Source organism: Vibrio aerogenes (assembly GCF_024346755.1).
Classification (GTDB): Bacteria; Pseudomonadota; Gammaproteobacteria; order Enterobacterales; family Vibrionaceae; genus Vibrio; species Vibrio aerogenes.
The window spans coordinates 797,487-811,070 of sequence record NZ_AP024862.1; the positions used below are offsets into that span (position 1 = coordinate 797,487).

Sequence of the window (13,584 nt, forward strand, 5' to 3'; positions counted from 1 at the left end):
AGAACCGGACAACCCATACAGTTTCAGGCTGTCCGGAAACAGGAGCATTCCTTGTTATAAAAAAATTTTTCAGAAAAATAAATGTGGAAATCAGCATTCAATGAATTCAGAACTCAAATAAATAAGTTGTCCGGTAGCGGTATTCTTCCCCCGGCAAAAGCATGCAGCTTTCCTGATCCCACTCCGGATGATGGGGAGAATCCGGCAGGAACTGTGTTTCCAGCGCAAACCCGGCATAATCACCATATTCGCCACCGCAACGATCGGGTTCTCCGGCCAGCCAGTTTCCCGTATATAACTGTAGCGCGGGTTTATCTGTATACACTTTCATTGTTACCGACCGATCCGGAGAAGAAACAACGGCAGCCCAACGCCCGGAGCGACATGCCGCATTGAGCCGGAAGGCATGGTCATACCCTTTTACCAGCTGTTGTTGTTCATCAGTCAAAAAATCCTTATCAATCGTTTTGGGGTGACGAAAATCAAAACCAGTTCCATGGACTGGTACAGGTTGACTGACGGGAATGCCATGCTGATTCACCGGCAGATAAGCATCTGCATTGATCTGTACGACATGCGTTTTACAATCAGTCCCGGATGCCGGCCCCAGCAGATTAAAATAAGCATGGTTTGTCAGATTAACCGGCGTCACCTGATCTGTGCACGCCTGATAATCGATCTCCATCCGGTTATCTGCCGTTAACTGATAAGTGACCGACACCTCAAGCCTGCCCGGAAACCCCTGATCACCATTGGGTGAAGTCAGGCTGAAACGCACGAAGTCACTGCCTTGATCGGCTATCTCCCAGCGACGCTTATCAAATCCCTCTTCTCCGCCATGCAGGGTATTTCCGGCCTGATTCTGGCTTAACCGGTAAACCTGACCATCAACAGCAAACTGTCCCGATGCAATCCGGTTCGCGTACCGGCCAATGGTCGCTCCCATATAACACGTCATCTGCTTAAACCCGGCCATCGTTGCACAGCCCAACAAGACTTCGCGGTTTTCATATTGCAGGGGAATCACACAACTCAGCCAGGTTGCACCAATATCCATCAAAGTCACAGACATGCCTGCCGTATTTTTCAAAGTCACCAGCCTGGCCGGACAACCATCAAATGCAGGCTCGGCAGTCATTGCTTTTAAAAGGGAAATACCTGTCATGTTACTCTCTTCTCAACCTGAAACAGGGACAGCGGGTCCTGCACCATTTTTTGCCTGACAAACATAGACTGTCGCCCGCAAACCTGTTTCCGCCTCATAACGGCTTTCGACCGTCGCTTTCACCTGATCAACCAAAGCGGGCGGGACAAGTGCAACAATACAGCCACCAAAACCACCACCAGTCATCCGCACACCGCCTTCTTCCCCGATCACACCGCTGACCATTTCAACCAGCGTATCGATTTCTTTAACCGTAATTTCAAAATCATCGCGCATAGAAAGATGTGACTGAGCCATCAACGCCCCCATACGCTTCATATCACCCGCTTCAAGTGCTTTTACTGCGGCTTTTGTACGCTCATTTTCTGTCACGACATGACGGGCACGCTTTGCGACCACCTCATCCAGCGCTGAAATCCGGGCGTTCAGCTGTTCAACAGAAACATCTCTTAATGCTTTGACGCCAAAAATCCGGGCCGCTTCTTCACACTGTTCCCGGCGGGTATTGTATTCGCTGTCAACCAAACCCCGTTGTTTATTCGAGTTAATGATCATCACCGCCATGTCTTCCGGCATTTTGACGGCCCTGGTTTCCAGAGAACGGCAGTCAATCAGCAATGCATGATTCTCCTGCCCTTCAGCCGAAATCAACTGATCCATGATGCCACAGTTACAGCCGACAAACTCATTCTCGGCCTGTTGCCCGTTCAGTGCGATCTCTGCCTGAGAAATATCCAGAGCATACAATGCCTTGACGGTCTGTCCTGTCACAACTTCCAGTGCCGCTGATGAACTCAGACCCGCGCCCTGTGGCACGTTTCCGCTGACCACGATATCCATGCCGCCAAACGAATAATCACGGGCTAACAAACATTTCATCACCCCCCGGATATAGTTCGCCCACATACAGTCTGGCTGAAACGCGATGTCATCATTCAGGTGAAACTCATCGATATCATGACCGTAATCGACGGAAAGAACCCGGACAAGATCATCCTCACGTCTGGCTGCCGCCACCATCGCCTGATAATTAATCGCGCAAGGCAACACAAAACCATCATTATAATCGGTGTGTTCACCAATCAGATTGACCCGTCCGGGCGCCTGTATCAAATGGGTTGGTGCGTAACCAAACGCAGTGGAAAATACCGCTTGCACATTCTGGATTAACTGGTTCATAGTCTGTTCTCTTTTACCTGATAGCCTGGTGTTTTTGAGTTTGTATGATGCTTTGAGTTTGTATCAGAGGCACCGGAAATTGTCTCAGCTGACTGATTTTTATACTGTTCTTGCTTTGTAATGGATATCACTCAGTGCCCGCAGGCGCTCCGCCGCCTGTTCCGGTGTCAAATCCCGCTGAGACTCCGCCAGCATTTCATATCCCACCATAAACTTGCGAACCGAAGCACTGCGCAGCAGAGGCGGATAAAACAGTGCATGAAGCTGCCAGTGAGAAATATCGGTGCCTTCAGCAAAGAAAGGGGCATAATGCCAACCCATTGAATACGGGAACGGGCACTGAAAAAGATTGTCGTAGCGACTGGTCAGCTTCTTCAAGGCAACCGCCAGGTCATCTCGTTGTGCTTCCGTCAAATCACTCATCCGGCGGATATGCGTCTTTGGCAGCAGCATGGTTTCAAACGGCCATGCCGCCCAGTAAGGTACAAGAGCGACCCAGTGTTCAGTTTCGACGACAAGACGTGCCCCGTCTTTTAACTCCGCCTGAACATAGTCAACCAACAGGCTGGAACCGTACTGCCGGTAATAGGCTTTCAAATGTTTTTCTTTACGCTCGATTTCGTTAGGCAAAAAGCTGTTTGCCCAGATCTGTCCATGGGGATGAGGCTGCGAGCATCCCATTGTTTCTCCCTTATTTTCAAATGCCTGAACCCAGATATAAGTTTTACCCAGAGATTCAATCTGCTCATTCCAGGTATCAATGACACACCGGATCTGTTCAACCGGAAGTTCAGGCAGTGTTTTACTGTGATCCGGAGAGAAACAGATGACCCGGCTTAATCCCCTGACACCTTGTGTTCTGAACAGCGGATGATCAGACTCAGGCGCATCAGGAGAATCCGGCATTAATGCGGCAAAATCATTACTAAATACATAGGTGCCCCGATAATCCGGGTTTTTATCGCCGGATATCCGCGTATTACCCGGACACAAAAAACATTGGGCATCATACTCAGGCAGAGCAGCCGGCTGTGGCTTTTCATCCTGACCACTCCACGGACGCTTCGCACGATGTGGCGAAACCAGAATCCACTGACCAGTCAAAGGATTGTAACGACGATGTGGATGATCTACCGGGTTAAATTTAATATTCGACATACTTTTCTCTATTCTTGCTCATGCGCTTCCGGCGAACAGAAGCCAGGTAAAATTTTACTAAACCAGACACTGTCACGATTCACTCTGATAACCTTGCGGATGATGTGACTGCCAGCGCCATGTGTCTGCGGTCATGTCAGCAATTGTCCGGGTCGCTTTCCAGCCCAGTTCTTTTTCTGCTTTTGCCGTCGCCGCCCAGCAACGGGCAATATCTCCCGGTCGTCGTGGGCAAATTTCATAAGGAATGGATTTCCCGCAAGCCTTGCTGAATGCATCGACCATTTCAAGTACACTCGCCCCATTGCCGGTTCCCAGGTTATAAATATGTAATCCAGCCTGTCTGCCCACCGCATTGAGTGCAGCAAGATGTCCGTCCGCCAGATCCATGACATGGATATAATCACGGACTCCGGTACCATCAACCGTCGGGTAATCCTGACCAAATACCGATAGTTTTTCCCGGCGCCCCACAGCAACCTGAGCAATAAACGGCATCAGGTTATTCGGCAAACCATTTGGATCTTCCCCCATGGTGCCGGAGGGATGGGCACCCACAGGATTAAAATAACGCAGCAGAGTAACACTCCAGTCCGGTTGAGCATGGAAAAAGTCTGACAAGCAGGCTTCGACCATAAATTTACTCCGGCCATACGGATTGGTCGTTGCTCCAATGGGTGACTCTTCTGTGATGGGAACTCGCTCCGGGTCGCCATACACCGTTGCAGAAGAGCTGAAAATGATACTTTTTACGCCGGCTTTACACATTGCACGCACCAATACGAGTGACCCTGTCACATTGTTATCATAATACGCTAATGGCTGGCTTACCGACTCTCCCACGGCTTTCAATCCGGCAAAATGAATGACAGCCTGAATATTGTGTTGACTGAACACGTGATCGAGAAACGATTCATCACGAATATCACCCTGATAAAATAAAGGCCGGACCTGAGTTAATGCTTCTATCCGATCCAGTACCACGAATTTGCTGTTGCACAGGTTATCGATAATAATGGGTGTGAACCCTGCTTCAATCATTTGAACACAGGTATGGCTACCGATATATCCCATGCCGCCAGTCACCAGAACTTCCACTATTCACCTCTCTTTCGCAATTGCTGCCAGATTGAAATCTCATCAGCCAGTGAAACACCGGCAAAATCTGACTGTAGTTTATCAACCTCAGCGATCCCCGATTGTGATCAAATCCACATAGTGTAAACGTTTCCACTTAAATTTATCTTGTATTGATATCTCCAGAGTTGAGGTTTCAGTGATCTAAACCAGAAAATTCAGTCTGACAAGACATGGTTCAGCCAGATTTGATAATTTTTACATTTTTATCAAATAATCAGAAAGTTAAATAAATTATAATATGTATCAGACGGACCATAAACTGGCTGTTTATCTTTCTCAAATCAGATAACACGGAAGGAAGCATGAGGCATTCAAAGGGATCAATAAAGCCACCGTGAGCAGAGAAGCAACAAGAGACAATACAAAAATGTAAACGATAACAAAAACGAGCCAGACGTGCTAAATGCACCCCACCGGGTTCACGCTCAAATAACGGACAATACATCCTGTTCAGGTGAACAGGATGTATTGTCCCAGAGCGGTTTATTTATCTTTCATCACCTACTCCAGAAAAGCATCCAGCGCTTCAGTCGGCTGTTTGGTATCCGGATTCCATGCTCCCCAGGTATATCCTTTCCAGTTATATGCTTCAGGTTCCCAATAGAAAACGCCCAAGCCTTTACCATTCTTGACTTGACGGACTTTCTTTATCACGTCAGCAACAATCGTTTTCGCTTCCGAATCATCCCAGGGAACACCAACTTCTGTGACCATCACTTCCGATCCATACCGCTCGGCCATATCATTGAGATTGGCTAAACACTTAGCCGTTGCCTGTTGCCAGGTCATCCCGGTTGCACTGCGCGGATAGGAAGAAGCGCCAATGACATCCCATTGCGATCCATTGGCTTTCAGGCCGTCAAATATCCAGCGAAAATTCGCATTGTCATGGCAGTTTGCCAGATGAACAATCATTTTCGCATCAGGGAAAACTTCTTTCGCTGCATTGCGGCCACTGTTGTACAACCAGGCAAAATTCCGCATGTTCTTTGAAGCCATCCCGTCATTCCATAACATGCCGTTATTTGTCTCATTGCCAATCTGAATCCACTTAGGAGTAATACCGGCATTTTTCAGTGATGTCAGAGATTCTTTGGTATATGACCAGACTTTCGCCATCAGATCATTAAAACTCAGCTTGTCCCATTTGCCGGGTTTCCACTGGTTGGCGGGATCCGCCCATTTATCGCTGTAATGAAAATCAATCATGACATCCATACCAGCAGCTTTCGCCCATTTGGCTTTGACAATGACATCCTGAAGTGAGTTGTAATAACCATCAGCAGGGTTCACCCACACTCTCAGGCGAACTGCGTTCATGCCATGATCCCGCAGAATTGACAAAACGTCCTGTTTATAACCCCAGTCATTGTAAAACTGATAACCACTGTCCTCCATTTCAGTTAACCAGCTGATATCAGCCCCTTTGGTAAAAGCAAAAGTGTGTGTTGCAAGCAAAAGTGTGCCTGTCCCAATAATCATTTTTATTGTCTGTTTCATTGATGATAATCTCCCTCTGAAAATGGACTTCCCGGATATATACCCAAGCAACCTGAAGATGCTCTGTTCAGGTTGTTTGGGTATATAATCAAACCTGAGACTGTTCAAATAACAAACAGATCACACTTAAACAAATTGTTTGATTGTTTAGAATCGTTCTGTGATAACTTTCAATTCTCAGGCGTAAATTTTTACTATAAAAACAAACCACAGTCACATGGTGATATTGCATTCAAAGTGATGCGATCCTTATATATTCACAACCTGAACCAATAAAAATAAAGTCAACAGAATAATATCTTTCTCTTTTATTCTCCGGTAAATTCAAGACACAAGAAATATAATAAAAAGCCCACAGACCGGGGGAGTCTGTGGGAAATAAGAAAAGGCAAGTCATCAATTAAAATTTAAACCGGGTCTTTACCACCATGCTTCAAACTGTACGCCATAATTAACCCCACTATTATCGGTACCATTATTTAATGATTTTCCTTCATCATCTTTCAGATAAGAAATATAAAAGCGAAGTTCAGGACGTGAGAAAAAACTTTTGCCGACTGTCAGCGCCTGAGCCAGTGTAATTTTCTTACCTGCTGACTTGTCTTCATGACCACCGTCCCAGGTTTTCTTACTCTTGAAGTAACCGAGTTCCAGCATTGTTTTACTGTATTGAGACCAGGTGTACGCCGGGCGCAGTACAAACGACAGCAAATTTTCGTCATCAACCCAGTCTCCGTGATCTTTGGCGTAACCATAAGTCAGCACATGGTCAATCATGAAATTATCAGACAGATTAATATCACCGGTGTTAATCAGACGATACCCTTTCGCGTGATTCACATCGCCACTCCAGATATCGTACCATCCGCCTCCCTGCGAGATCATATTTTGCGCCAACCCTTTGTCCCCATACTGGAGCACGACTTTATCCCAGCCCCAGCTGAAATTCTGACTCACTTGTGCTGTCAGCATCAATCCATTATCCAGTTCAGCAACTTCTGCCCCGGTTTCTTTTTGCGCATCACTCGGATTGACTATCGCATAATCAACCGCAATTTCTGCCCATGAACCTTCCCATGGTTTCAGGTTTGAGTAGCGAAAATCCGCGTAGTAAATGTTCAGATCACCAATGGATACCGAGTCATCCCATGCTTCACCGTCACCACGGACAATTGCCCCTGACACGGTTCCCGGCCCGGCATTCACCCCTTCCACACCAGCACCGTAGCCAGAGATATTAAGATATTTGGTATCGATGATATGAAGATCCTGACGCTGATAGAAACGTTTTCCGGCCCAGATAGTCGCCTCCGGTGCAGAAGGAATGTAACCTTTGACCTTCAGTGCTGCCTGCTTAATACCAAACGTTGCTTCCTCAGAATTACTCCGGGAGGTCGTTTCATTGTTCATGCTTCCCGAAGATTCCATAGAGAACATTGTATCCAGATACATGCTGTGGCCATCATCGTTAAACAGTTCCTGACCTAACCCAATTTCTGCATAATTGTCGAATTCATTCCCCAACCGGCCTAATTTGCTTTTGTTAAATTCATCCCCGCCTTTCAGGCCTCCGCCATCTGCATTTGCGGCAATTCCCGCGCGGACATAACCGTTAAAATCCACTGCATGAGCCGGGGTAACAGCGAATGCAACACTCAGGGCAAGAAATAGATTTTTTTTCTGAAATTTCATTTTGTTCTCCTTGTTTTCCTTTTGTTTCAATATGTATTGCCTGAATATCAATCACCAATAACAGGCAATACAAACCCCTCAGGAAAATCCTGATAAATATCATGTGTGCCCCTGATAAAACCAATGAATATAATTAGTAAGTCAACAGATAATTAAACCATCGATCATCAGATATAAAATACAACATTCATCTGAGGGTTATTATTATTTCTGTGTTTCTCCGGATAATATTTTCACTTCGTAAGGCTGAAGTATTAGTTTTTTACTTATTATTTCCTCCTGATTGATTAAATTAAACATATCTTTGTCGGGAAGTATTAATTCGATCTGTGTCGTCAGAAAATTCATGATAAAAATAAATTGTTGCTCATCATTCTGCCGGGTGGTCACTGAAACCCCGTAAGGTATATCCTGAATCACTGTTTTTAAACCATGTGCTCTGGTTAATTGCTGATAAAACTGGCGATGAAAACCGGGGTCATTCCGGGACGCAATATAGTATGCCGCTCCCCGGCCATAATGATGACAGGTTAATGCAGGTGTACCGGCAAATAAATCATCCGTGTAATGCGCCAGAACCTGTGCAGATTCAGCATGAATATGCTCACACAAATGCTTTGCCTGAAAGCGACCGGACATCCCCAATGTATTCTCTGCGGCGATTTCCAGCGTGACGCGCTCATGATCGTACAAAGAGTCGATTTCTTCGGCCCAGATCCCCAGTGTACGGCGCAACGGACTGTTCTCTCCGCCGGGAAAACCACCCAGAAAACAGAGGTCACTTTCATTGACAATACCACTCCAGTAGGTTGCAACTAATACACCGCCCGCTTCAACAAACTGTTCCAGACGCTCCGCAACACCAGGCTTAATCATGTACAACATCGGCGCAATCACCACTTTATACGGCGTAAAATCACATAACTGTTCTATGATGTCGCAGTTGATCCCCTGTTCCCAGAAACCACGATAATGATCCGCGACGGTCTGCTCATAAAACAGGCCTTCATTACGCGGGCCGGAGGCATCATCCATTGCCCAGCGGCTTTCCCAGTCAAAAATAATCGCGACTTCTGAAACGGTCCGGCTACCGCAGGCCGCAGAAATATTCTCCAGCATCTGACCAACCTGCGTGACCTCGCGGCCGGTACGGGTATCCGCATGACCCACATGATCAATCACAGCACCGTGAAACTTCTCAACCGATCCCCGGCTTTTACGCCACTGGAAGTATTGTACAGAGTCCGAGCCATGCGCCACGGCCTGCATTGAGGACAACAAATGCATCCCGTCTTTCTTCAGCTTGGTAATCGGCTGCCAGTTCGTCTGACTGGGTGTGGATTCCATTAACAAAAAAGGCTTTTGCTTGAGCGTTCGCATTAAATCGTGATACATCGCGATATAACACGCCAGACCGGTTTCATCGTCGTCACGGTGCCATAATGGGTAGTTATCCCAGGAAACAATGTCAACCGCTTCACTCAGCTTCCAGTAGTTGTAGTCATAGAAGTATTCCATGAAATTCGCAATCACCGGTAAGTCAGGATTTTCAGCTTTTAACGGCCGGACTTCCTGGCGACAAAAGTCCGCGACTCTGTCGGTCCGGTAGCGTTTCCAGTCAAGTTTCAGTCCATGAATTGAATTTTCACCGACCGGCGACGGTGACTCAATCTGAGACCAGTCTGTAAATGTATGACTCCAGAATGCCGTCCACCACTCTGCATTCAGTTTTTCCAGAGTTCCATAATGTGCTTTCAGCCACTCCCTGAACCCTTGCTGACAATGTTCACAATGGCATTCACCGCCATATTCATTGGAAATATGCCAGCCAATCACAGCCGGATGATGGCTGTAGCGCTCTGCCAGTTTTGTATTGATGACCGTCACTTTTTCCCGGTATTCCGGCGAACTGTAACAGTGGTTGTGCCGCTCTCCGTGTCGCTGCTTCACCCGGTTTTCATCGACACGCAATACGCTGGGATATCGCTGAGACAACCATGCCGGACGCGCTCCACTTGGCGTTGCCAGAAAAACAGAGATGCCATTCTCTGCCAGTCTGTCTAATACGTTATCCAGCCATTCAAACCGGAATTCGCCTTCAGAAGGCTCCAGCGCTGACCAGCTGAAAATACCGACAGACATGACATTACAATGTGTCTGTTTCATCAGCTGAATATCGGCTTCCAGAATATCCGGCCGGTCAAGCCATTGTTCAGGGTTGTAATCAGCCCCGTGAAGAAAATGATGAATATCCGGAATCATTGATGAATACTGCAACATGACAAATAACCTTTATTTTGAATTAAATACATCGAGTGATGGCAACGACTCACCATCAAAATCAAACAGTGCTTCGTTTTCCCATGAGTTCCCTTCACCCCAATGGTCATTGATGTAGTCCATCCCGGACTGTGTTGCCCAGGTTGCCCCGTTGACCGGCAGCCATGCGGGTTCCCAGTACACGATGCCCAGTCCCATTCTATCGGGTATATCATTCATCATTTTCATCATGTCACTCAGATAATGCGCCTGACCTTTGACAGAGACTTCATATCCCTGAATATCCCCCTCTCCTGAATAACCATTCGCCAGCGAATCTCCGTTTTTGGTGGTAAAGGGAAATGCAGTTTCAACCAGCAAAACAGGTTTGTGATAACGACTGATAACATCATCGATATTTGCTTTCACTTTTGCCACCGGACCATGCCAGAACGGATAGTAGGACATCCCGATAATGTCATAGTCGACATGATGTTTGGTGATTTCATCAAACCACCAGCGAAATGCGCCGTTATCACCTGCTTTTGCCAGGTGTAACACAACCGGTATCTTCTCACCCGCTCTGGTATTTTCTTTCACCCCCCGGATACCGGACTTCAGCAATGCTGATAAGCGGTCAAATTCCTTGCCATCTCCCCCCCCAGCTTTTTCCTTCAGGCCATAACATCCCGCTGTTCAGCTCATTACCAACCTGCACCATATCTGGTATAACGCCAGCTCCGCGGTGTGCTTTCATCACGTGATCGGTATAGTCATAAACCCGCTGAACCAGCTGTTCAAATGAGAGTTTTTCCCAGCTTTTGGGCTTAAATTGTTTTCCCGGATCAGTCCAAAAGTCACTATAGTGAATGTCCAGCAGATACTTCATCCCTTGCTGATGGGCACGCTGACCCAGTTCAATCGCCCGTTCCAGCGTAGAATTACCGCCACCAAACGCCAGACCATCCACTGATTCAGGATCAACCCATAAACGAGCCCGGATATAATTCACTCCATGATCTTTCAGAATTTTAACCAGATCTGTCGGCACACCATGGTCGTAATATTCAGCGCCGAGCGATTCAAGCTCAGGCAGCATGGAAATATCCATCCCCTTGATAAACCCCTGATGAACCCTGACAGGCTGAACAGAATAATCTGTGTCTTGTGTTGAATGATCTGCGCTTGCCGACTGACAGCCGGCCAGCGCAGCCCCCAGACCCAAAACAGCCCATATGATAGAAGATTTTTTCATTGTATTTTCCCTGAATGATTAACCTTTTGTACTGCCTGCTGTCAGGCCGGAAACAAAATATTTTTGCAAAGACAAATAAAGCAGAGCGACTGGTATCGAGATCAGCACCGCCCCCGCTGCATAGGTGGTATAACTTGCACCCATTTTCTCTACCACCAGGTTATATAACCCAATCGGCAGTGTGTAATACTCCGGAGATCTGAGAATGGTGGTCGCCAGAATAAAATCTCCCAGCGGTCCGGTGAAAGAAAACAGCGCAACGACGGCAATTATCGGTTTAGAAACCGGTAATATGATTTCAATAAAGATACGGAAATTACCGGCACCATCCATTTTTGCCGATTCATCCAAATCTTTAGGTATCGCATCCAGATACCCTTTCATCAAATATGTATTCATCGGAATCATGCCACCGACATATACCAACACCAGAGCCAGATGGCTGTTAATCAACCCCATCATCTGCGCCAGAACAAAGATGGCAATTAAAGCCGAAAACTGAGGGATCATTTGCAGCAGCAAGAACAACATCAACCCGTTATTTCTGCCTTTAAAACGAAATCTGGAGAAAGAATAAGCGGTGCAGCAGACACTAATCAGCGTCAGAATCATCGTCAGGACACTGATTTTCAGGCTGTTCCAGTACCATGTCAGATAAGAAACTTTACTGTTGGCAAACAATGTCAGGTAGTGTGACCAGGTGGGATGCTCAGGAATCACTGAGTCTCCCATAATACTGTTCCCCGGATAAAATGAAGCGCCTACGGTCCAGACCAGCGGATAAATGATAATCACACACACAGTGAAAATCAGGAGATAACTGAGTGTCAGGCGGATTCGGTTGCTACGTTTAATACTCATCATGGCCCGTTATCTCCCCTCTTCTTTAAAAGATTTGGTCATCCGGAACTGCCACAACGCAATACCGACAACAAAAACCGAAAGCAGCAAAGTAATTGCCGATGCAATTGAATATTGAGACGACGACATCGTCAGCTTATAGATCCATGACACCAAAATATCTGTCCCCCCGGCATTACTGCCAATCACGGCGGGTTCCCCGTTATTAAACAGATAAATAATATTGAAATTGTTGAAATTAAATGTGTATTGCGTGATCAGGATTGGCGCAATAGAGTAAAGCACCAAAGGTAAAGTAATGGTTCTCAGCTGCTGAAATTTACTTGCACCATCCATCGTTGCTGCTTCGTAGAGATCACCGGGGATTGCCTGTAACACACCGGTTGTCATCGCAAACACAAACGGAAATCCAAGCCAGGTCTGAATCATAATCAAAGCGGTTTTGGTCCAGAACGGATCCGTCAGCCAGGGTTTGGGATCAATCCCGAAGAAATGAAGAATCACATTGTTGATCACCCCAAAAGTGTCATTGAACATGCCGGTAAAGATCAGAATGGTCACAAACCCAGGCACCGCCCATGGCAAAATGAAAATAGTTCGAATCAGTGGCTTGAATTTGAGATCTTTCTGGTTCACCAAAATAGCCAGCAGAATACCAACCGCACACTGAAGTGTGGTTGCCATTAATGTCCAGATCACCGTCCATTGCAGGACATCAAGAAAGGTTTTACGCCAAAGATTGACCTTAAAAATGTTGATAAAATTTTTCAGCGCCACCCAATCCACCAGTTTTGCAGGCGGTGTGTTGTACAGGTTGTAGTTGGTAAAACCGATGGCAAAACCAAATACAATCGGAAAAATAACCACGAACACTAACAGAATAAATGCTGGTGTTGTCATCAGATAAGGAAAACCGGATTCAACGATATTCCTGAACTGTTTTCTGACGGAATTCAGTGGCTTTCCTTCATCTCTCAACTGACCATTCCGGTAAGCATCACGGATGCTGAAGACATAAACTGACAGACCGAACAGCGCAACTATCAGGGCAATAATGCCCTTGGCCAGCAAAAAAATTGAATTATCTTCAGGTAATTTCTCACCTAAAGTAACGAGTCCCCAAAAGCCGTATTGAAGAAACTCATGACTGGCGCCATAAAAGCTGAATAATAAAACTGAAAAAATGAGTCCTTTCGCATATTGCTTATTATAAAACTGACCACATCCCGGAATGAATCCGCACAAGGCAGCAATATACCGGTGAGTCCCTTCTTTTTTCATCACCTGAGAAGGCTCTCCATATAATTCTGACATCGCCAAAACTCCACACTTCAGATGGTTAGCTCCGCCAGTCGCTGGCGGACTAACACCACCGATT

The 13,584-nt window shown here is 46.4% G+C and carries 11 protein-coding genes; all 11 read right to left on the reverse strand.

Annotated elements, in window-relative coordinates:
* Window positions 1-106 precede the first annotated feature (106 nt).
* Complete coding sequence (gene galM / locus OCV29_RS21135; protein WP_073604523.1) at window positions 107-1,165, reverse strand: galactose-1-epimerase; 1,059 nt, start codon at window positions 1,163-1,165, stop codon at window positions 107-109.
* Between the two features lie 12 nt (window positions 1,166-1,177).
* Entirely contained in the window at window positions 1,178-2,344 is a 1,167-nt protein-coding gene (galK, locus tag OCV29_RS21140) for a galactokinase (protein WP_073604522.1), read from the reverse strand.
* A 99-nt stretch (window positions 2,345-2,443) separates the two neighbouring features.
* The gene (locus OCV29_RS21145) at window positions 2,444-3,502 is read right to left on the reverse strand and encodes a UDP-glucose--hexose-1-phosphate uridylyltransferase (protein ID WP_073604521.1); all 1,059 of its coding nucleotides are present in this window, start codon (window positions 3,500-3,502) and stop codon (window positions 2,444-2,446) included.
* A 72-nt stretch (window positions 3,503-3,574) separates the two neighbouring features.
* Window positions 3,575-4,597 carry a UDP-glucose 4-epimerase GalE gene (gene galE, locus OCV29_RS21150; protein WP_073604520.1) on the reverse strand — a complete coding sequence of 341 codons (1,023 nt, stop codon included), beginning with the start codon at window positions 4,595-4,597 and terminating at the stop codon, window positions 3,575-3,577.
* A 543-nt stretch (window positions 4,598-5,140) separates the two neighbouring features.
* A complete protein-coding gene (locus tag OCV29_RS21155; RefSeq protein ID WP_073604519.1) occupies window positions 5,141-6,139 on the reverse strand; it encodes a glycoside hydrolase family 53 protein in 999 nt (332 codons plus the stop codon).
* 420 nt (window positions 6,140-6,559) lie between these two features.
* A complete protein-coding gene (gene lamB / locus OCV29_RS21160; RefSeq protein ID WP_073604518.1) occupies window positions 6,560-7,831 on the reverse strand; it encodes a maltoporin LamB in 1,272 nt (423 codons plus the stop codon).
* A 204-nt stretch (window positions 7,832-8,035) separates the two neighbouring features.
* A complete protein-coding gene (locus tag OCV29_RS21165; protein ID WP_073604517.1) occupies window positions 8,036-10,111 on the reverse strand; it encodes a beta-galactosidase in 2,076 nt (691 codons plus the stop codon).
* A 12-nt stretch (window positions 10,112-10,123) separates the two neighbouring features.
* Window positions 10,124-10,690, reverse strand: coding sequence for a glycosyl hydrolase 53 family protein (locus OCV29_RS21170; RefSeq protein WP_261887402.1), 567 nt, complete (start codon window positions 10,688-10,690; stop codon window positions 10,124-10,126).
* A gap of 37 nt (window positions 10,691-10,727) precedes the next feature.
* The gene (locus OCV29_RS21175; protein WP_261887403.1) at window positions 10,728-11,345 is read right to left on the reverse strand and encodes a glycosyl hydrolase 53 family protein; all 618 of its coding nucleotides are present in this window, start codon (window positions 11,343-11,345) and stop codon (window positions 10,728-10,730) included.
* A gap of 18 nt (window positions 11,346-11,363) precedes the next feature.
* Entirely contained in the window at window positions 11,364-12,209 is an 846-nt protein-coding gene (locus tag OCV29_RS21180; RefSeq protein WP_073604516.1) for a sugar ABC transporter permease, read from the reverse strand.
* A 6-nt stretch (window positions 12,210-12,215) separates the two neighbouring features.
* Complete coding sequence (locus OCV29_RS21185; protein ID WP_084193384.1) at window positions 12,216-13,520, reverse strand: carbohydrate ABC transporter permease; 1,305 nt, start codon at window positions 13,518-13,520, stop codon at window positions 12,216-12,218.
* Window positions 13,521-13,584: the final 64 nt, after the last annotated feature.